This window comes from Cellulosimicrobium sp. NPDC057862 (assembly GCF_042797035.1).
GTDB lineage: Bacteria > Actinomycetota > Actinomycetes > Actinomycetales > Cellulomonadaceae > Cellulosimicrobium.
Map to the genome: position 1 here is coordinate 1 of NZ_JBHVMH010000030.1, position 20,645 is coordinate 20,645.

Here is a 20,645-nt window from a genome sequence, read left to right on the forward strand (position 1 = left end):
GGGGGGGGGGGGCCGCGGCGCGTCGGGGGGTGGGTTGTGACCCCCCCCCCCCACCACCCACCCCGACCACCCACGGCGACCACACGCCGTCGGGCACAAGAACCACGGCTCTCTCTCGGCGAACCACGGTTCTACCTCGGCCTTCCAGGGTTCTCGTTCGGCGTGACAGCGGCGTGACAGCGGGTGCTGCTCCGCTGACAGCGCGCTGCGAGGGCGCGCGTCCAGCCTGGGTGGTGAACCCACCGACCAGGAGGACACATGACCACCCCCGCGATCGAGGCACACGGCCTCGTGAAGGTCTTCGGCGAGAACCGCGCCGTCGACGGCGTGGACCTCACCGTGCGCACCGGCACCGTCTACGGGGTCCTCGGGCCCAACGGTGCCGGGAAGACCACGACCATCAGCATGCTCGCGACCCTCCTGCGCCCGGACGCGGGCGAGGCCCGCGTGTTCGGGCACGACGTCGTCGCGCACCCGCACAAGGTGCGTCAGCTCATCGGCGTGACGGGGCAGTACGCCTCGGTCGACGAGACGCTCAGCGCGACGGAGAACCTCGTGATCTTCGCGCGGCTGCTCGGGCTCTCGCGCACGCATGCCCGGCGCAAGGCCGTCGAGCTGCTGGAGGCGTTCGGCCTCACGGACGCGGCGTCCCGCCCGCTGAAGAACTTCTCGGGCGGCATGCGCCGCCGCCTGGACCTCGCGGCGAGCCTCATCGCACAGCCGCCGCTCATCTTCCTCGACGAGCCGACGACCGGTCTGGACCCGCGCACGCGCGCCCAGATGTGGTCGACGATCCGCGACCTCGTCGCGAGCGGGTCGACCGTGCTGCTCACGACGCAGTACCTGGACGAGGCGGACCAGCTCGCGGACCGGATCGCGGTCATCGACCGCGGGCGCGTGGTGGCCGAGGGTACGGCGGACGACCTCAAGGACGCCGTCGGCGACCAGTCGCTGCAGCTCGCCCTGGTCCACGCCGCCGACGTGGCGCCCGCGCTCGAGATCGTCGAGCGCTCGCTGGGTCTCGCCGCGACGGTCTCCCCCGAGGCGCGCCGGCTCACCGTCCCGGTCCCCGGGCCGGACGTCGTGACGGACCTCCTCGTGCGCCTGCGCGAGGCCCGGATCGAGGTCGGCTCGCTGAGCATGGACAAGCCGAGCCTCGACGAGGTCTTCCTCACGCTGACGGGCCACGGCGCCGAGTCGTCCGACGCCGCTGCCGGTGGCGGCGCGGCGCAGGACGACACCGACCCGGGGCCTACCGACGACACCCCCGGCGCGCGCGACGACCGCGCGGCCGCGACGCGAGAGGCGGCACTGCGATGAGCACGGCTACGACCACCACGACCACGCCCCCTGGCCGGCCCGACGCGACTCTCGCGGCCCGGCCCCGCATCCAGGCCGGTGCCGACCGCGCGCTGTCCGACCGCACGTCGCTGCGCGCGACGGCCGACCACACGCTGACCATGGCGTACCGCGGGCTGCTGAAGATCAAGCGCACGCCCGAGCAGCTGTTCGACGTGACGCTCCAGCCCATCCTCTTCACGCTGATGTTCACGTACATCTTCGGCGGGGCGATCGCGGGCGACGTCACGAGCTACCTGCCGATCATCATCCCGGGCATCCTCGTGCAGACCGTCATCACGACGTCGGTCGTCACGGGCACGCAGCTGCGCGAGGACATGGACAAGGGCGTGTTCGACCGCTTCCGGTCGCTGCCCATCGCGCGCATCGCCCCGCTGTCGGGCGCGCTCCTCGCGGACACGGTCCGCTACCTCATCGCGACCACGCTCACGTTCGCGATGGGCTACCTCATGGGCTACCGGCCCGACGGCGGGCTCGGAGCCGTCGCGCTCGCGGGACTGCTCGTCATCGTGTGCTCGTGGGCCGTGAGCTGGATCTTCGCGTTCTTCGGCGTGGTCGCCCGGACCGCGTCGAGCGTGCAGGGCATCTCGATGATCGTGCTCTTCCCGCTGACGTTCCTGTCCAACGCGTTCGTCCAGCCGGACACGATGCCGGGCTGGCTGCAGGGCTTCGTCAACGTCAACCCGGTGTCGCACCTCGTCACCGCGGTCCGCGAGCTGGCGAACACCGGGACGCTCGGCTCCGACGCCGCGATCTCTCTCGTCGGTGCGGCGGTCATCGTCGCGGTCTTCGCGCCGCTCACCGTGCGCGCGTACATGCGCAAGGCCTGACCGCACGACCGGCCATGGCTCCCAGCGCCTCCGAGCCGCCTCCGAGCCGCCTCCGAGCCGCACGGCGAAAGACGAGACTTCCTCCGCACGGGGTCGGCACCTCTCCGGGTGCCGGCCCCGTCGCCGTCCGTCAGGCGTCGTGGGAGCCGTCCCTGCCGGCCCCGGCCTCGGCCTCGGCCTCGGCGAGGAGCTCGAATCCCCGGCGCGCGAGGTCGCCCCGGTCCAGGTCGCGAGCCTCGGCCCGGGCACGCTCCGCGACCACCGCGCCGACGACGTCGGACACCTGCACCCAGGCGTTCTCGTGGCGCAGCGAGGGCTGGTCCTGCCGTGAGCCCATCCGTTCCGCGAGCGCGACGAGCAGGGCGCCGCGCTCGGCGACGTCGGCCGAGCCTTCGGCGCGGGACCCGCCACCACCCAGCACGGACCCGACCCCGAGCGCGAGGAACGACGTCCCGACGACCGGGTAGTCCACGAAGTGCGGGCGCGCCCGGTGCATCCCGAGGACGAGCGACCGCAGCTCCTCGGCGACGGCCGGGGCCAGCGCCGATCCCGCGGCCGCGAGGCGCACGAGCCACGACGAGACGAGGAGCACGTACCAGGGCGACCAGCGCGCCTCGTCGTCGAACGAGGCGGCGGCCTCGCCGTAGAGCGCGAGAGCCGCGTCGTCGTCGCCGTGCATCGCCGCGACCTCCGCGCGGCCCATCGCGACGACGGAGCGCACGTCGGGCGGGACGTCGGCGCCGCCGAAGCCTGCGACGCCCACCGTGCCGTCGAACGCCGCGAGCATGCGCTCGGCACGCTCCGTCTCGCCGAGCGTCACCGCGGCCGACATCTCCACCCAGTCGAGCTGCTGCAGCGTCGCCGTCGCGCCGAGCGCCCGCAGGTGGTCGCGCGCGGCCTCGGCCCAGCGCCCGACGTCCGCGGCGTCGCCCGCCTCGCTCGCGCACGAGGCGAGGAACATCGCCGTCGTCGCGCGCGCCGCGACGTCGCCCCGGGCGACCGCCCGCTCGTGCGCGAGCGCGCCCCACGAGCGGGCCTCGGCGAGGCGTCCCTCGTTCTCCGCCATCTGGGCCGTCGTGAACTCGGCCAGCATCGCGACGAACGCGTCGTCGTCGGCCCGCAGGCTCGCGAGCGTGGACTCCATCTCCTCGGTGCTGCGCACCGTGAGGAGCCGGGCGAACGCCCGGGTGCGCGGTCCGACGTCGGGCCGACGCAGGAGCCGGCGCAGCCGACCCAGCGCGCGGGCGGTGAGCTCGGGGCGCGCGAACGCCCCGGCCCCGGCGACCGCGGCGAGCGCGAGGGCAGCGGGCTGGACGTCCTCGGGCGGGACCTCCCAGCCGACCACCGAGTCGAGCACGACCTCCACGAGTCCGGCGGCCTGGTCCTCGATGCCGAGCAGGAGCCAGGAGCCCATGAGCGCGGCGAACACCCGCACGACGACGTCGGGCCGCTCGTCCTGGACCGCCTCGCGCAGCGCGAAGAGGAGGTTCTCCTGCTCGCGCCGCAGGTCGGTCGCGGCGGCGGCCTGGTCGCCTCCGACGAGCGCGTCCGCGCAGCGTTCCGCGAGCGCGGCGGCCCACCGCTGCACCGCCTCGCGCGCCACCGCGGTCGTGCCCGCGTCCTGCAGCCGCAGCGCGCCGAACTCCCGCACGGTCTCGAGCATCCGGTAGCGCACGACCCCGTCCTCCTCGGTGACCCGCAGGAGCGACTGGGCGACGAGCCCGTCGAGCGCGTCGAGGGTCCCCCACGCGGGAGTGCCGAGCAGCCCTCCCGGAGGCGCGTCGCCCGCCACGGCCTGCGCTGCCTCGGCCGAGAAGCCGTCCGGGAACACGGCCGCACGGCACAGCAGGTCCTGCTCGGGCTCCGCCAGCAGGTTCCAGCTCCACTCGATCACGGCCTCGAGCGTGCGGTGCCGGTCGGGGGCGAGCCGGTCGCCGGAGCGCAGGAGCGCGAAGCGTTCGTCGAGGTGCCGCTCGACGTCCTCGACGCTCATCGTGCGCACGCGGGCCGCGGCGAGCTCGATCGCGAGCGGGAGACCGTCGAGGCGCTCGCACAGCCGGGCGACGACGTCCGGCGGCAGGCTCGCGCCGGGCCGGACGGCGCGGGCACGCTCGACGAAGAGGCGGACGGCGGGTCCGGTCCCGCCGTCCGCCCTCAGCGCGTCGAGGGGGTACACGTGCTCGGCCGCGAGACGCAGGGGCGACCGGCTCGTCGTGAGGACGGTCAGGTGCGGAGCGGCGCCGAGCAGGTCGGCGGCCCAGCGCGCCGCGCCGTCCAGGACGTGCTCGCAGTTGTCCAGGACGAGCAGGGCGTCGCGCCCCCGCACGCGGTCGAGCACCTGCTCGCGCAGCTCCGGCGCCACGAGGCGGTCGGCGAGCCGGCCGGTACGTCCGGGCGGGGAGATCCCCAGCCCGTCCGCGAGGGCCACGACGACGTCCTCGTCCGCCCGCACGCCCGCGAGCTCGACGACGACCACGAGGTCGGCCGTCCCGGTCGCGGCCGCACGCCGCGCGACCTCCTGCGCGAGGCGCGTCTTGCCGAGCCCGCCCGGGCCGAGGACCGTGACGAGCCGGGACCGGGCGAGCGCGTCTCGCACGCGCTCGACGTCGTCGCCCCGCCCGACGAGCGCGTCGGGCGCCACGCGCACGCCACGGACCTGGGTCGCGCGCGCACCGATGACGCCGGTGGCCGAACCCGCAGCGGCGCCCGAGGCCGCGGCCAGCGCGCCCGGGTCGTCGGCCGGTGCAGACGCGCGTGGTGGGTCGCCCGCACCGGGCGGGCGGTCGAGCAGGTCGGCGGCGAGCCGCTGGAGGTCCGGGGCCGGGTCCGTGCCGAGCTCTCGGACGAGCGCGTGGCGGACACGCGCGTACGCGGCGAGCGCCTCGCGCGCCCGGCCCGACGCCGCGAGCGCCGTCATGAGGTCGCGCGCGGCGTCCTCGTCGGTCTCGTCGCGCTGGAGCACCGCGGTCGCGAGCGCGACGACGGTCTCCTGGTCCCCGGCAGCGGCCGCGGCGGACCGCAACGCGACCGTGAGCCCGTCGTGCAGCCGCGCCGCCTCCACGTGCAGCGCCTGCCCGACGGGTCCGGGCACGTCGGCGCCCGGCTCCTCGTCGTGCCACAGCGCGAGCGCGCCCCGCAGGTCGGCCACGCTCCCCCCGGCGCCCTCGCCGGCCTGGCCGCCCGCGGCGGACCCGCCGTGCGCGACCGACCGGGCGTCGGCGAGCGCACGGCGCGCGCGGTCGAGGTCGCTCCGCACACCGAGGGCGTAGCCGCCCGCGCGCGAGAGGACGGTCCCCGACGCGGCGTCCCGCCGGAGCCGCGAGACGAGGTTCTGGAGCGCGGCGCGCGGGTCCTGCGGCGCGTCGAGCCCCCACAGGTCCTCGACCAGCGTCGCCACGGCCAGGGTCCGGCCGCCTGCGAGCGCGAGCGCTGCGACGAACGCGGCCGCCCGCGACCCGCGCGGGGCGACGAGCACGCCGTCGGGCCCGGGCACGCGCACCGGACCGAGGACGCGGACGAGCGCGTCCCCCGGTGGGGTCGGGGCGTCGGGTGCGGGCACGTCGTCAGACCTTAGTCCCCGGCACCGGCGGCGTCGCGGGACGTGTTGGCGCCAGGGCAGCGGAAGGGAACGTCAACGGCGTCCACCCGAGGGGCAGGAGGCCCGGCACCCGCGCCCGGGCCCGGTCCGCCGCGTCCGACCAGCCCTGGGCAGCGGGGACACCCGGCTCGCCCACGGCACCCCGCGCGACCCGGAGCCCGACGTCCTCGATCCGTGCGTCGGGCGCGCTGCCACGGCGCACGCCCGCGCGCACGCTCCAGGGCCGGTCCGCCCAGCCACCGCCCCGCAGGCTCCGGTACTCGCCATAGCGCGCGGTGTCGGCGTAGTCCCAGCACCACTCCCAGACGTTGCCGAGCATGTCGTGGACACCGAACGCGTTCGGGAGCCGCGTGGCGACGGGGCGTGGACCGTCGACGTCGTCGTCCGCGGTCCAGGCGACGTCGCCGACCGGCCCGTAGCGTGGGCCGCTCGTCCCGGCGCGGCAGGCGTGCTCCCACTCGGCCTCGGTCGGGAGCCGGTACCCCGCGGACCGTACGTCCCAGCGCACGTCCCGCCCCTCGACCCGGTACGCAGGGTCCAGGCCCGCCACCCGGGACGCCGCGTTGCACCAGCGCACCGCCTCGAACCACGTCACCCCGTGCACGGGGACGTCGTCGTCGACGGCCGACGGATCGCCCCCAGGACGCGGGCGGAGGGGGTCGGCGTCGAGGACAGCACGGTGGTGCCCGACGGTCACCGGGGTGCGAGCGACGTGGAACGGCTCCAGCACGACGGAGCGTGACTCTCGGGTGCGCGCGTCGACGACCTCGAGCCGGCCGGCCGGGACGGGGACGAGCTCGGGAAGAGGGAAGCCCACGCCCCACGACGCTACCCGAACCGGTGCACCGGCCGTCGGCCCGGGACCGTCAGCCGCCGCGGCGCTCCGGCCACGGCGCGTCGGCCGGACGCAGCGACGCCCAGCCGTCCGCGCGGGACGCGGCGGCGGCGAGGATCCCGACGACGGCCGACGGGTTGTGCAGCTCGCCCGCGAGGACGCCGCGCAGCGCCTCGTCGAGCGGCACCCAGCGCAGCTCCATGTCGCGCTCCTCGGCCTCGCGCTCGAACCGCTCGTCGTCGGGGACGGGCGACAGGTCCCGCGCGAGGAAGACGCGCAGCGCCTCGTTCGAGCCGCCGGGCGTCGTGAAGTAGTCGACGAGGACGTCCCAGCGCGCGGCCTGGAGGTCGGACTCCTCGGCGAGCTCGCGCGCCGCGGCGAGCCGCCCGTCCTCCCCGACGACGTCGAGCAGGCCCGCCGGCACCTCCCACAGCTCGCGCCGGACGGGGTGGCGGTACTGGCGCAGCAGGAGCACGCGCTCCTCGTCGTCCAGCGCGACGATCGCCACGGCGCCCGGGTGGTCGAGGTACTCCCGCGTGACCTGCCCGTCGTCGAGCTCGACGACGTCGGAGCGGAGGTCGAAGACGCGACCGTGGTGCACGACCGACGTCTCCGCGACCGGGCGCGGCGCGAGCGCGTCGACCGTGGGGCGCTCCGCAGGCGACGGAGCGCTCGCCTCGGTGCCCACTCAGTCCGCCTGGTTCTCGAGCGCGGCGCCGATGAGGCCCGTGAAGAGCGGGTGCGAGCGCGTCGGGCGCGACTTGAACTCCGGGTGCGCCTGCGTGCTCACGTAGTACGGGTGCACGTCCGCGGGGAGCTCGACGAACTCGACGAGCGACGAGTCGGGCGACGTCCCGCTGATCACGAGCCCCGCCTCCTCGAGCTGCTTGCGGTAGGTGTTGTTCACCTCGTAACGGTGGCGGTGGCGCTCCGAGACGCGCTCCGAGCCGTAGGCCTTGGCGACGACCGAGCCGGGCGTGAGCGCGGCCTCGTACGACCCGAGGCGCATCGTGCCGCCCAGGTCGCCGTCGCCGCCGACGATCGCGAGCTGCTCCTCCATCGTCGCGATGACGGGGTGGGAGGTGCCCGGGTCGAACTCCGTCGAGGAGGCGTCGTCGATGCCGAGCACGTTGCGCGCGTACTCGATGACCATCGACTGGAGGCCGAGGCAGATCCCGAGCGTCGGGACCTTGTTCTCGCGCGCCCAGCGCAGCGCGCCGAGCTTGCCCTCGATGCCGCGCACGCCGAACCCGCCGGGCACGAGGACGGCGTCCACGCCGTGCAGGGCGTCGTCCGCACCGGCGGGGGTCTGGCACTCGTCGGAGGCGACCCAGCGGATGGTGACCTTCGCGTCGTTCGCGAACCCGCCGGCACGCAGCGCCTCGGTGACGGAGAGGTACGCGTCCGGGAGGTCGATGTACTTGCCGACGAGCGCGACCTCGACGCGGTGGGCGGGCTGGTGCACGCGCTCGAGGAGCTGGCTCCAGCCGTCCCAGTCGACGTCGTGGAACGGCAGGCCGAGGCGGCGCACGACGTACGCGTCGAGCCCCTCGGAGTGCAGCACGCGCGGGATGTCGTAGATGCTCGGCGCGTCGACCGCGTTGACGACGGCCTCGTTGTCGACGTCGCACATGAGCGCGATCTTGCGCTTGACCGGCTCGGGGACCACGCGGTCCGCGCGGAGCACGATCGCGTCGGGCTGGATACCGATCGAGCGCAGCGCGGCGACCGAGTGCTGCGTCGGCTTCGTCTTGAGCTCGCCCGACGGGCCGATGTACGGCACGAGCGAGACGTGGAGGAAGAACACGTCGTCGCGGCCCAGCTCGTGGCGGACCTGGCGCGCGGCCTCGAGGAACGGCTGCGACTCGATGTCGCCGACGGTGCCGCCGATCTCGGTGATGATGACGTCGACGTCCTCACCGGCCTGGGCGCGCATGCGCGCCTTGATCTCGTCGGTGATGTGCGGGATGACCTGGACCGTGTCGCCGAGGTACTCGCCGCGCCGCTCGCGCGCGATGACCTGGGAGTAGACCTGCCCGGTCGTGACGTTCGCGGTGGCCTCGAGGTCGACGTCGAGGAAGCGCTCGTAGTGGCCGATGTCGAGGTCCGTCTCGGCGCCGTCCTCGGTGACGAACACCTCGCCGTGCTGGAACGGGTTCATCGTCCCGGGATCCACGTTGAGGTACGGGTCGAGCTTCTGCATGGTGACGCGCAGGCCGCGCGAGCGGAGCAGACGACCGAGGCTGGATGCCGTGAGGCCCTTGCCGAGCGAGGAGGCGACGCCGCCGGTGACGAAGACGTGCGCGGTGCGGTGCTCGGAGCGAGCGCCCGAGGTGTTGAGGCGGGAGGAGGGCCGGTTCAGGAGGTCTGCCACGGAACTCCATCCTAACAGCGTGCCCGACGACGGCATGCGGACGGGGCAGTGCGACGCGCCACGTCCCGGGCGGGCGCCGCCGGACGGTTACGGGGTCGGGTCGTCGTCGGGTGCGCCGCCCGTCAGCCCACGACGCAGGAGGCCGAGCAGGGCCGCGCGGTCCCCCACGAGCGACACCCCGACGACGACCACCCCCGCCACGACCGCGGCGAGCACCCCGACCCCGATCGCGGGCAGCCAGCCCGCGCCGTCGGGCAGGAGCGCGCCGGAGACCGCCGAGCCGGCCAGGGCGCCGAGGGCGACGCCCACCGCGACGACGACGAGGGTCCGCGGCACGCCGTGCGTCGCCTCCGGACCGGCGTACCGTCGCGTCGCGACGAGGAGCCCGGCTCCCGCGACCGACATCCCGACCGTGGTCGCGAGCCCGAGCTGGAGCAGCACCCCTGCCTGGTCGCGGACGCCGGTGACGGCCGGCAGGACGTAGGCGGTCGCGGCCACCACAAGCCACCCCGCGGCGGTCGCGACCACCGCGACGCGCTGGTGGTCGATCGTGTACAGCGCACGCGAGAGGTGCAGGATCAGCGAGAAGCCGACGATGCCGACGGCCATGCCGGCGACCGCGCCCCCGAGGCCCGCGACCGAGCCCGTGGCGATCTGGGCGAACACCGCCTCGACGGCCGCGGACGCCGCGATCAGGGCCGCGGCGCCCAGGCCGGCCACGACGACCAGCGTGCGCGTCGTGGTCGCGAGGAGGCGCCGGTACGCGTCGTGGCGCGCGTGCGCGACGTGCTCGGCGAGGCGCGGGAAGGCACTCGTTGCGAGCGGGAACGCCAGCACCGCGTAGGGCAACAGGTACACCTGCTGCGCGTACCAGTACGTCGGGAAGGTCTGCTCGGGCCCGAACCGGTAGGACGCCCCCAGGATCGCGAGGACCGAGAGCTGCTGCGCGACGAGCGCCCCGATCCCCGCGAACGCGAGGTTGCGGGCGCGCGCTCCTTCGCCGCCGGGGAAGCGCAGGGTGGGCCGCAGCCGGACGCCCAGCCGGTGCACCGGGAGGACGAGCGGCAGCGCGAGGACCGCCACGCCCGCCGTCGTGCCCCAGCCGAGCCAGGCGATGGCCTCGCCCGAGAGCGCGGCGACGTCGTTCTGGTTGCCGTCGGCGAGCCCTGCGAACACGAGGAAGACCGCGATGACCGCGAGGCTCGACAGGAGCGGCGAGAACGCCTGCCAGAAGAAGCGCTTGTGCGCCTGCAGGACGCTCCCGAGCACGACCGCGAGCCCGTAGAGCGGCACCTGGAGGGCGAACACGCGCACGAAGGTCGCCGTGACGTCGACGAGCTCAGGATGCTCGCGCATGAGGAGTCCGGCGATCGGCTGCGCGAGGAGCGCGAGCAGCCCCCCGAGCGGGACGAGCGCGACGAGCGTCCACCCGAGCAGCGCCGAGGCGATGCGCGAGACGTCGGCACCCGCGCGCCGGGCGATGGGCCCGGCGAGCAGCGGCACGACCGACCCGGCGAGCGCCCCTCCCGCCGCGACCTCGAAGAGGACGTTCGGCAGGAGGTTCGCCGCGGTGTACGCCGACCCGACGCCCTCGGTGCCGACCGCGGCGGACTGCACGAGCGACCGCGCGAAGCCGACGAGCCGGCTCGCGATCGTCACGAGCGTGATCATCGCGGCGGCGCCCGCCAGGGTGCCCGTGGCGGCGCGCAGCCGCCCCGCCCGCGCGCTCACGCCGGGCGCCGGCCCCACGTGTCCACGCGCCGCAGCACGTCGTTGCCCTCGATGACCGTCGAGAAGCTCACCTTCTCGCTCGCCAGGGTCAGACCCACCACGCCCGCGAGCGCGAGCCAGCGCACCGAGCGGGGCGCGGCGAACGCGACCTGCGAGCCGAGCGCGGCGCCGAGCGCGTTCGCGCCGCAGTCGCCGAGCATGTCGCGCTCGCCCAGGTCGCCGGGTGCCGCGGCGACGGCAGCCCCGAGGACCGCGCCCGTCGTCGGGGCCACGGACGTCCCGAGGAACGGTACGGACGCCACCCCGGCGGCCTTGAGCGCGCGGCCCGGGCGCAGGTCCAGGAGGTTGAGCAGGTTGGCCGTGCCGGCCATGAGCGCGCCGTTCACGCCGACGTCCACGAGGTGGCCGAACGCCCCGCCCGTGCGACGCGTCCCGATCGCGGCCGCGACGAGCGAGACCCCGCTGATCCCGAGGATCTTCATCGCGCCCGTCGTCACACGACCCTCGGCGAGCGCGCCGAGATGACCGCGCAGGCCCTTCGTCCGGGTCGACGTGTCCTCCGCGAGGTCGTCCACGAGGCCGAACGCGCCCGCGCTCGCCGTCGCGAGGGCGACCGCACCGCGCGTCCGGGCGTCGCCCCCCGCCGCGAGCGTCCCGGCGACGAGGCCGGCGGCGACCGTCGGACCCTCCAGCAGGCTGATCGGCTCACCGCGGTGGTTGGTGCGTGTCCAACGACCCGCGCCGCCCGGCGGGCGCGACCCGGCCGCGCGCCGGGCCGCCGCGGTCACGACGGCGGCGACCCCGGCCGCGGCGAGGGTGCGCAGCGTGCGCGCCACCTCAGCTCTCCCCCGCGCCGGCGGTCTGCTCGACGTCGGCGGCGCCGTCGTCCGCCGTGTCGTCCGTCGCGGCGTCCTGGGCGCCCGCGTCGGACGACGTCGTGCGCGTCACCGGCGGGAGCTCGACGGCCGGAGGGAGGACCGCCGTCGCGCTCTCCTCGAACCCGTACTGCCCGACCTGGTCCGCGATGCGCGCCGCGAGGGCGAGCGGGACGTTGATCCGGCCCGGCTCCGCCTCGATCCCGCTCACGGTGGAGATCGACGCGGCGAGGTCGTCGTTCGCCCGGATGGTCGACACGACGTCGCCGCTCACCGCCGTCGGGCCGGCGACGAGCGCCGCCTCGGCGACCTCCTGCGCGGCGACGGCGACCTGGACCTCGATGTCGACGACGTACGTGTCGGGCGCGGGCGCCTCCTCCCCCTCAGCCGCCGGGGCGGCCTGCTCGGGGGCGGGTCCGCCCAGCAGCAGGACGACGTCGGCCGGCAGGGTCTGCTCGGACACCACGTCGACGAGCGCGAAACGCTCCAGGAGCGCCTCGAGCTCGATGGCCTCCGGGCTGCGCTCCTCGGAGCTCGTGGGAGTGGACCCGGTGAGCGCGAGCGCGAGGGCGCGGGCGAGCCGCTGCTCGGGGGTCGCGTCCTGCGGGACCTCGCCCAGCTTCTCGCCGAGGCCCTCGGCCACCGTCTGGCGCGCGCTCTCCTCGTCCTGGCTCGTCCACGCGTCCGTCAGCCGGACGTGGCCGACCACCGACGCGCCGGCCGTCTCGAGCTGCTCGGCGATCGCGTCGTCCCGCTCGTTGTCCGCCCCGTCCAGGTCGACGACGGCGACACGACGGTCCTGGAGCGACCCGGCCACGAGCTGCGGCCCTGCCGCCTCGATGTACCGCGAGTCGTTGCCGAGCGTCACGTTCGCCTCGTCGAGCTGGTCGCGGAGCTCGTTGCGCTCGGTGCGCAGCTGCTCCACCTGTCCGGTGAGCTGGTCGCCGATGGCGCCCTGGAGCGGACCGGCGCCGAGGATGATCCCGACGGCCAGGGCCAGGAAGACCGAGATCAACGAGACGATGTGGTACCTGAAGTCGATCACTGTGCGGTGGTGTCCTTCGGTTCGTGCTGCTGCGTGCTGGCAAGGTCAGGGAGCGCGGGTCGTGCGCGGTCGGGAGCGACCGGCGCGCGGGCCGACGGCGGCGTCGGCCCGGTCGGGGTCAGCCGCCGCCCGCGAAGAGCGACCCGATCCACGACCAGAGGTCGTCGAACCGGGCGCCCACGATCCCGAAGAACGTCTGGCCCGCCGCCGTCGACCACAGCGCCGCGACGACGGCGAGGAGCCCCGCGATCGACAGGAGCCAGAGCTGGAGGTTGGAGATCCGGTGCCGGTACAGGCGGGAGACGCCCTTCGCGTCGACGAGCTTGCCGCCGACGCGCAGCCGGGTGAGGAACGTGCTCGCCATCCCCGCGCGGCCCTTGTCGAGGAACTCCACGAGGGTGGCGTGCGTCCCGACGGCGACGATGACCTCGGCGCCCTTGTCGTCGGCGAGGAGCATCGCGATGTCCTCGCTCGTGCCCGTCGCCGGGAACACGACCGGCTCGACGCCGAGCTCCTGGACGCGCTCCAGCCCCGGCGCCTTGCCGTCGCGGTACGCGTGCACCACGACCTCGGCGCCGCTGCTCAGCGCGCGGTCGGACACCGAGTCCATGTCGCCGACGATCATGTCCGGCTTCCAGCCGGCGTCGAGGATCGCGTCCGCGCCGCCGTCCACGCCGATGAGGACCGGCCGGTACTCCGTGATGTAGGGGCGCAGCGTCGCGAGGTCCTCGCGGTAGTGGTAGCCGCGCACCACGATGAGCACCTGCCGACCGTCGATCGGCGTGCGGATGTCCGGGACGCCGACGCCGTCGAGCAGCAGGTCGCGCTCGCGCCGCAGGTAGTTCATCGTGTTCTCGGCGAACGACTCGATCTCGACCGAGAGGTTGGCGCGCGCCTCCTCGAGGCTGCGGGCGACCGTCTCCTCGCTCTGGAGGACGCCCTCCGCCACGAGGTCGTCGCCCAGGTAGACCTTGCCGCCGTCGAGCCGCAGCTCCCGGCCGTCGGGGACGGCCATGATCGCCGGGCCGAGGTCGTCCACGAGCACGATCCCTGCCTCGACGAGGACGTCGGGACCCAGGTTCGGGTAGCGGCCCGAGACCGACTTGGCGGCGTTGAGGACGGCGGACGGCTTGGCAGCGACGAGGGCGTCGGCGGCGACGCGGTCGATGTCGACGTGGTCGATCACCGCGACGTCCCCCGGCTGGAGCCGCTTCGTGAGCGCCTTGGTGCGCGCGTCGACCTTGGCCGGGCCGAGCGTGCCGGACCCGGCCTCCGGCAGGGAGGCTTTGCGCAGAGTGAGTCTCATCGTGCCCTATCGTCCCACGACCGACGACTCCAGAAGCTCCACCGCGTGACGGCGGGCCGCGTCGGAGTCCTCCTGGCCGGAGAGCATCCGCGCGAGCTCGCGGACGCGCTCGTCCCCCGTGACCTCGCGCACACCTGTGACGGTGACGGCAGCCGCCGCGTCGTCGGGCCCGTCCTCGGATCCGGCTCCCGACGACTTCGTCACCACGAGCTGGACGTCGGCGAACGCCGCGACCTGTGCCAGGTGCGTCACGACGACCACCTGGGCACGCGTGGCGAGCGACGCGAGCCGACGTCCGACCTCGACCGCCGCCTTGCCGCCGACGCCCGCGTCGACCTCGTCGAAGACGAACGTCGGGAGCACCTGCCCGGTGCCGTCGACCGCCGCGGTCGCGAGCGCGACCTCGATCGCGAGCATGACGCGGGAGAGCTCGCCGCCCGACGCGCCCTTGCCGAGAGGCCGAGCCGGCGCACCTGCGTGCGCGACGAGCGAGAAGGTCACCACGTCGACGCCCCAGGGGCCGGGCTCCTCGGCCCGCTCGACGTCGACCACGAGGCTCGCGCCGCCCATGGCCAGCCCGCGCAGCTCGTCGGTCACCGCGCTCGCGAGCTCGGCCGCGGCGCGCTCGCGCGAGGCCGTGATCGCCGTCCCGAGGCGGTCCAGCTCCGCGTCGAGCTCGTCGCGGCGCACGATCGACGCGTGGAGCCGCTCGCCGCCGTCGTCCAGGTCGAGGAGCCGCAGCCCGGCGTCGCTCGCCCAGGCGAGCACGTCGTCGACCGACTCGCCGTAGCTGCGCGTGAGCGTCCCGAGCTCGGCGAGGCGCGCGTGCGCGCTCTCGAGCCCGGCGGGGTCGGCCGCGAGGTCCTCGACGTAGCCCGAGATCTCCGTCGCGACGTCGGCGAGCACGTAGCCCACCTCCGCGAGCCGCTCGGCGAGCCGCGCGAGCTCCGGGTCCGTCCCGGCCACCGACTCGAGCGCGCGCCGCGCCCGGTCGACCGAGACGACAGCGTTCTCCTGCGGCTCCGCCGCCTCGTCACCGGCGACGGCGTCGTGCGCGAGCTGGGCCGCGACCCGCAGCTCCTCGACGTTCCCCAGGCGTGCCACCAGGGCCGTCAGCTCGGCGTCCTCGCCGGGCTGCGGGGCGACCCGCTCGACCTCCGCCAGCCCCAGGCGGAGCAGCTCCGCCTCCCGGGCGCGCTCCCCGGCGCGCGTCTCGATGTCGTCGATCTCCGCCTGGAGCGCCGTCCGCTCGGCCCACGCGTCGCGGTACTGCGCCAGCAGCTCCGCGTGCGCGGGGCCCGCGAACGCGTCGAGCGCGACGCGCTGCCGGCTCGCGGTCCGCAGCCGGAGCTGGTCGGACTGCCCGTGGACCGTCACGAGGTCGTCGGCGATCTCCGCGAGCACGCCCTGAGGGACGCTGCGGCCGCCGAGGTGCGCGCGCGAGCGTCCCTCCGCCGCGACCGTGCGCAGGATGACGACCGTGCCGTCGTCGTCCACCTGCCCGCCCGCGTCGTCGACCCGCTGCGCGACCGAGGGCCGGTCGGTGACGCGCACGCGCCCCTCCACGACCGCGCTCGACGCACCCGGGCGCACCGTCGCCGGGTCCGCCTTGCCGCCCATGAGCAGACCGAGACCGGTGAGCACCATGGTCTTGCCCGCGCCCGTCTCGCCCGTGATCACGGTCAGGCCCGCCCCGACCGGGACCCGGGCCGACCGGATGACGCCGAGGTTCTCGATCGCGATCTCCTCGAGCACGCTCACTCCTCCTCGTCCGTGACGTCCTGGTCCCCCGGCGCCCTGCTCGCCTCCGCCGCCGCGGCCCGCTCCGCCGTCGTGCCCGCCGTCGCGGCCACGCTCGCCGCGCGCTCGCGCCACCCCACCACGGGGAGCGAGAACTTGGACACCAGGCGGTCCGTGAACGGGGCCGTGCTGAGCCGTGCGAGGCGCAGGGGTGTGTCGGAGCGCCGGACCTCGACCCGCGACCCGTTGGGCAGGTCGATACGCCGACGGCCGTCGCACGTGAGCACGCCCGACGACGCCGAGTCGGCGAGCACGTCGACCGTGATCGTCGAGCGCGGGCCCACGACGAGCGGTCGGGCGAAGAGCGCGTGGGCCGCGAGCGGCACGACGAGCACCGCGTCGACGTCCGGCCACATCACCGGCCCGCCCGCCGAGAACGCGTGCGCCGTCGAGCCGGTCGCGGTCGCCGTCACGACGCCGTCGCACCCGAACGACGACAGCGGGCGGCCGTCGACCCCGAGCACGACCTCGATCATGCGCTCCCGCTGCGCCTTCTCGACCGTCGCCTCGTTGAGCGCCCACCCCACGAGCGGCTCGGGCTCGCCGGGCAGGTAGGCACGCACCTCGACGATCGTCCGTTCCTCGACCGTGTAGTCGTACGCCGCGAGCCGCCCCACGGCCGCGCGCAGGTCCTCGCGCTCGCTCTCGGCGAGGAACCCCACGTGCCCGAGGTTGACGCCGAGCAGCGGCACCCCGGTCCCGTGCGTGAGCTCGGCGGCACGCAGGATCGTGCCGTCGCCGCCGAGGACCATGACGACCTCGGACTCCGCGACGCCCTCGCGCGCACGTGTGCGCGCCATGTGGTCGCCGAACCTCTCCGCGAGGTCGTCGTCGTGCAGCGTCACGGTGAACCCGGCGCGCTCGAGCTCGGTCACCGCCTCGTGCAGCGCGACGACCGCCTCGGGGCGGCCGCCGTGGGTCACGATCAGCACGCGTCGCGTCACGGTGCTCCTCCAGTCAAGGGTCGGTCGGGCGGGGCGGCGTCCCGCGTCGGCCTCGGCCCGTCCGGCACGGACCGGGAGACGAGCACGACGGGCGGCGGGCCGCCGTCGGGCGCGGGCTGCCAGGCCACCGCCTCGGCAGCGGCGTCCTCCAGCGCAGAGTCCTCGAGCGCGGCGCCGTCGGCGCGGCCGGGGTCGCCGGCCCGCAGCCACCAGAAGTACTCGCGGTTCCCGCTCGGTCCGGGCAGCGGGCTCGGCACGACGGCGAGCGGGCGCAGTCCGACGACCGCTGCGTGCCGCCCGACCGCGGCGACGACCTCGACGTGGAGGGCGGGGTCGCGCACGACGCCGCCGCTCCCGAGGCGCTCCCGGCCGACCTCGAACTGCGGCTTGACGAGCAGGAGCAGGTCGGAGCCCGGGCCCACGACACCCGCGACGGCGGGCAGCACCATCGCGAGCGAGATGAACGACAGGTCGCCGACGACGAGGTCGGGCACGGCGCCGACGTGCTCGGGCGCCAGGTCGCGGACGTTGAGCCCCTCGTGCACCCGGACCCGCGGGTCGGCGCGCAGGGCGGGCACGAGCTGGTCGTGCCCGACGTCGACCGCCACGACCTCGCGCGCACCGCGGCGCAGCAGGACGTCCGTGAAGCCCCCGGTCGACGCCCCGAGGTCGAGGCACCGCGCGCCGTCGACGGCGGGGGGCCGGGGCGGCGCGCCGGCAGGGTCGAGCGCGTCCAGCGCCTCGAGGACCCCGGCGAGCTTGAACGCGGCACGCGAGGCGTAGCCGGGGTCTTCCGGGTCCGGCGCCACCGCGAGCAGGTCCTCCGGCCCGACGACGGTCGAGGGCTTGGTCACGACCGACCCGCCGCGCGTCACCCGGCCCGCGGCCACGAGCTCGGCGGCCTGCCGGCGCGACCTCGCGAGCCCGCGCCGGACGAGCTCGCCGTCGAGGCGGGCACCGGTGCGCTCCGCCACGCTCAGTCCTCCGTGCGGGCGAGCTCGGCGACCAGCGCGTCGTGCACGGCCTCCAGCACCCCCACGTGGTCGGCGGTGGCGAGCCCCTCCAGTCCGTCGATCCGTCCGAGCGCGGCGTCGAGCGGGTTGTCGAGCAGGTCGGCGGCCGGGGACTGCTCCTCGCCGTCCCGGCCGTTCGCCGAACGCTCCGGCCGTCCGCCAGGAGGCGGGCCGGGAACCGGACGCAGCGGACCGTCCGTCATGTCCTGCCTCCTGTCTGTCGGGCTCCACGAACGTCGCCCGGGCCTGACCGGGCATCCCGGACCACGCTACCGGTTGCGTCCCACGCACGGGCACGTCCGTCGCCAGGTGCTACGCGGCGCGTCGCGCCGCCCGGCGGGCGGGATCAGTGGGTCCCGACGGGCAGCTCGGGGACCGTCGACGGGTCCACGGGAAGCCCCGCGTCGGCCGACGCCCAGGACGCGGCCGCCGCCGCCCGGACCGTGTCGACCGTCGCGGTGCCGCGCACGTCCAGGCGCAGCGCGCCGTCGTCGACCCGGGCCGCGCTGTCGCCGCAGGACCACCAGCCGGCGTCCGTGCGCACGGGCACCGGGTGGGGCTCGAGGAGGCTGCGCAGGTCGGCGCCTACGTAGTGGGGCCGCAGGTGCGGCTCCGCGAGGATCGTGTCCCTCGCCGTGCTCACGCCCGTGAGGACGTGCAGACCGGGATAGCCACCCGCGCGGGCGCCCGCGAGGTCCGTGTCCAGCCGGTCCCCGACGACGAGCGGCGCCTCGGCGCCCGCGCGCTCGATCGCGAGCCGGTACATGGTCGGCGACGGCTTGCCCGCGCTGTCGGGCTCGACGCCCGTCGCGGCGCGCACCGCGCCGACCAGGGACCCGTTGCCCGGAGCGAAACCCCGCGCGGTCGGCAGCGACAGGTCGAGGTTGCTCGCGACGTGCCACGCGCCCCGCTGGACGGCGTACGCCGCCTCGGCGAGCTGTGCCCACCCGAGCTCCGGTGCGAAGCCCTGCGCCACGGCGTCCGGCTCGTCGTCGGCGCTCTCCACGAGGATGAAGCCGGCGTCGTGGACGGCCGTCACGAGACCGGCCCCGCCGATCACGAGGACGCGCGCGCCCGGCTCGAGGCGGGTCCGCAAGAGCGCGGCCGCCGCCTGCGCGGCCGTCATGACCTCGTCCGCCGAGGTGGGGATGTCGAGGCCCGTGAGCTGCTCGGCCACCGACCCGGGCTCACGGGACGCGTTGTTCGTGACGAACACGAGCCGCAGCCCGCGCGAGCGCGCCGTGGTCAGACCCTCCGCCGCGTGCTCGATCGGCTCGTGCCCGCGGTATGCCACCCCGTCGAGGTCGACGAGCGCGAGGTCGTACCGGTCGGCCAGCGCGACGTCGCACCCGAGGAGGCCGGCGCTCACCGGTCGTCCTCGTCCGACGGCGTCGCGTCGGACGCCTGCTCGCCGGGCTCGTCCGCCTCGTCGATCTCGTCCGTGAGGTCGTAGACCACCACGTCGTCGTCCTCCTCGCCCAGCGCCGCGGCGAGCAGGCTCGCGTCGATGCCTGCGAGGATCTCCGCAGCCTCCGCGGTCCGACCGGCGAGCTCGAGCACCGACGCGCGCGCCTGGAGGACGCGCGCACCGAGCTCGCCCCGGGTCCCGACCGCGGGGACCTGCTCGAGCGCCGCGAGTGCCGCGTCGAGCTCGTCGAGGTCGACGCGTGCACCGCTCACGACGATCGCGAGCTCCGTGCGCCCGACGTCGTCCAGGGTCGCGGCCTCCTCCGACGCCGCGAGCGCGAGCGCGCGCTCCGGACGGCCGAGCCCGCGCTCGCAGTCGGCCATGATCGGCAGGTGCTCGGACGACCCGTTGAGGCGTCGCACCGTGCGCAGCTCACGGAGCGCCTCCGCGTACCGACCGGTCGCGTAGGCCGTGAGACCGGCAGCCTCGCGCGCGACGTCGACCCGGCCCGCACGACGCACGGCGGCCTGCGCGTGCTCGTACGCGAGCTCCGGGTCGGAGTCGATGAGACGCCCGGCCATGACGAGGTGACGCCCGACGACCTCGGCCGTCTCCTTGCTCAGCGTCCGCAGGCGGCCGCGAGCTGCGCGGTCGAGCTGAGAGATCTGCACCTCGTCGGGGATCGCCGGCCCCGCGGGGTGGCGTGGCTCCGGGCGACGGTCGAAGCCGTCCCGTTCCCGCCCCGCCCCCGCACGCGGGGCGTGCCCGCGACGCTCGCCGCCTCGGCGGTCGTCACGAGGACCCGACCCGTCCCGACGGCGGTCGGCGGAGTCGCGGTCATACCGACCACGTTCACCGTCCCCCGGACGCGTCGGCCGCTGGTAACCGGCACCGCGCGCCCCGGACGTCCCACGTCCGTCACGACGTGCCCCGTCCCGACGATCGCCCTCGCGGCGGTCACGGTCCGGCCGGTCGCTGCTGCCTCGACGGTCAGGACCCGGGCCTCCCTGCCCCCGGTCGGAGCGGCCACCCTCGGGACGTCCGCGACCACCCTCCGGCCGTCCGCGGTACCCCCCGTCCTGCCGTCCACGACCCTCACCCGAGCCGCGGCGCGCAGCGTCACCGCCGCTCCGACGACGGTCGCCGTCCCCGGAGCCCGCGCCGGACTGGCTGCGGCCGGCGCCCCGCGCGTCGCGGGAAGGGCCCTGTCGACCATCGCGGTCGCGGCGTCCACCCCGGTCGCCGCCTGAGGACGGGCGGTCCGACTCGGACTCGTGGGAGGTGTCGTTCACCAGGGTTACCTCTCGTTGTGAAGTTTGCGCAGGCCATCTTCCCACGTCGGCTCCGACGTCACACGGGACGTCAGCGACGGGAGTGCTGCGGCGCGACGTCGGCGCAGCAGGCCCTGATGAGGGCCGCCCGCGCAAACGTCCGGAAATGCCGAAGGCCCACCCCGTGTGGGGTGGGCCTTCGGTGAAGGGTTGTCCGGCGGCGTCCTACTCTCCCACCCCGTCTCCAGGGCAGTAC

Annotated in this window: 16 protein-coding genes; 2 read left to right on the forward strand and 14 right to left on the reverse strand. The window is 75.6% G+C overall.

Going from position 1 to position 20,645, the window contains the following annotated elements; all coding sequences use genetic code 11:
- Window positions 1-258: 258 nt before the first annotated feature.
- Window positions 259-1,320, forward strand: coding sequence for an ATP-binding cassette domain-containing protein (locus ACFVN3_RS20255; protein WP_378234766.1), 1,062 nt, complete (start codon window positions 259-261; stop codon window positions 1,318-1,320).
- A complete protein-coding gene (locus tag ACFVN3_RS20260) occupies window positions 1,317-2,189 on the forward strand; it encodes an ABC transporter permease (protein WP_378234767.1) in 873 nt (290 codons plus the stop codon). Before ACFVN3_RS20255 ends, ACFVN3_RS20260 begins: the two co-directional genes overlap by 4 nt.
- A 130-nt stretch (window positions 2,190-2,319) precedes the next feature.
- On the opposite strand, the gene ACFVN3_RS20265 is transcribed toward ACFVN3_RS20260, so the two are convergent.
- The 14 genes from ACFVN3_RS20265 to ACFVN3_RS20330 all read right to left on the reverse strand — a co-directional run bounded on the left by ACFVN3_RS20265 (window position 2,320) and on the right by ACFVN3_RS20330 (window position 19,789).
- Window positions 2,320-5,748, reverse strand: coding sequence for a BTAD domain-containing putative transcriptional regulator (locus ACFVN3_RS20265; protein ID WP_378234768.1), 3,429 nt, complete (start codon window positions 5,746-5,748; stop codon window positions 2,320-2,322).
- A 4-nt stretch (window positions 5,749-5,752) separates the two neighbouring features.
- A complete protein-coding gene (locus ACFVN3_RS20270) occupies window positions 5,753-6,604 on the reverse strand; it encodes a formylglycine-generating enzyme family protein (RefSeq protein WP_378234769.1) in 852 nt (283 codons plus the stop codon).
- Window positions 6,605-6,653: 49 nt separating this feature from the next.
- Window positions 6,654-7,310: an NUDIX domain-containing protein gene (locus tag ACFVN3_RS20275; protein ID WP_378234770.1), complete on the reverse strand. Its 657-nt coding sequence runs from the start codon at window positions 7,308-7,310 to the stop codon at window positions 6,654-6,656.
- Window positions 7,311-8,996: a CTP synthase gene (locus ACFVN3_RS20280; protein WP_378234771.1), complete on the reverse strand. Its 1,686-nt coding sequence runs from the start codon at window positions 8,994-8,996 to the stop codon at window positions 7,311-7,313.
- 87 nt (window positions 8,997-9,083) lie between these two features.
- Window positions 9,084-10,727: a murein biosynthesis integral membrane protein MurJ gene (murJ, locus tag ACFVN3_RS20285; protein WP_378234772.1), complete on the reverse strand. Its 1,644-nt coding sequence runs from the start codon at window positions 10,725-10,727 to the stop codon at window positions 9,084-9,086.
- On the reverse strand, window positions 10,724-11,563 hold the full coding sequence (locus ACFVN3_RS20290; RefSeq protein ID WP_378234773.1) for a hypothetical protein: 840 nt from the start codon (window positions 11,561-11,563) through the stop codon (window positions 10,724-10,726). Before ACFVN3_RS20290 ends, murJ begins: the two co-directional genes overlap by 4 nt.
- 1 nt (window position 11,564) lies before the next feature.
- Entirely contained in the window at window positions 11,565-12,647 is a 1,083-nt protein-coding gene (locus ACFVN3_RS20295; protein ID WP_378234774.1) for a copper transporter, read from the reverse strand.
- 118 nt (window positions 12,648-12,765) lie between these two features.
- The gene (steA, locus tag ACFVN3_RS20300) at window positions 12,766-13,953 is read right to left on the reverse strand and encodes a putative cytokinetic ring protein SteA (protein WP_141390557.1); all 1,188 of its coding nucleotides are present in this window, start codon (window positions 13,951-13,953) and stop codon (window positions 12,766-12,768) included.
- A gap of 6 nt (window positions 13,954-13,959) precedes the next feature.
- Window positions 13,960-15,708: a DNA repair protein RecN gene (gene recN, locus ACFVN3_RS20305; protein ID WP_378234775.1), complete on the reverse strand. Its 1,749-nt coding sequence runs from the start codon at window positions 15,706-15,708 to the stop codon at window positions 13,960-13,962.
- 2 nt (window positions 15,709-15,710) lie between these two features.
- Window positions 15,711-16,697, reverse strand: coding sequence for an NAD kinase (locus ACFVN3_RS20310; RefSeq protein ID WP_378234776.1), 987 nt, complete (start codon window positions 16,695-16,697; stop codon window positions 15,711-15,713).
- Entirely contained in the window at window positions 16,694-17,671 is a 978-nt protein-coding gene (locus tag ACFVN3_RS20315) for a TlyA family RNA methyltransferase (protein ID WP_378234777.1), read from the reverse strand. Before ACFVN3_RS20315 ends, ACFVN3_RS20310 begins: the two co-directional genes overlap by 4 nt.
- Before the next feature lie 2 nt (window positions 17,672-17,673).
- Complete coding sequence (locus ACFVN3_RS20320) at window positions 17,674-17,913, reverse strand: hypothetical protein (protein ID WP_378234778.1); 240 nt, start codon at window positions 17,911-17,913, stop codon at window positions 17,674-17,676.
- A gap of 143 nt (window positions 17,914-18,056) precedes the next feature.
- Window positions 18,057-19,079, reverse strand: a complete 1,023-nt coding sequence (locus tag ACFVN3_RS20325) for an HAD-IIA family hydrolase (RefSeq protein ID WP_378234779.1) — start codon at window positions 19,077-19,079, stop codon at window positions 18,057-18,059.
- Window positions 19,076-19,789 (reverse strand): hypothetical protein, encoded by a 714-nt coding sequence (locus ACFVN3_RS20330; RefSeq protein WP_378234780.1) that lies wholly within the window; start codon window positions 19,787-19,789, stop codon window positions 19,076-19,078. Before ACFVN3_RS20330 ends, ACFVN3_RS20325 begins: the two co-directional genes overlap by 4 nt.
- Between the last annotated feature and the right edge of the window lie 856 nt (window positions 19,790-20,645).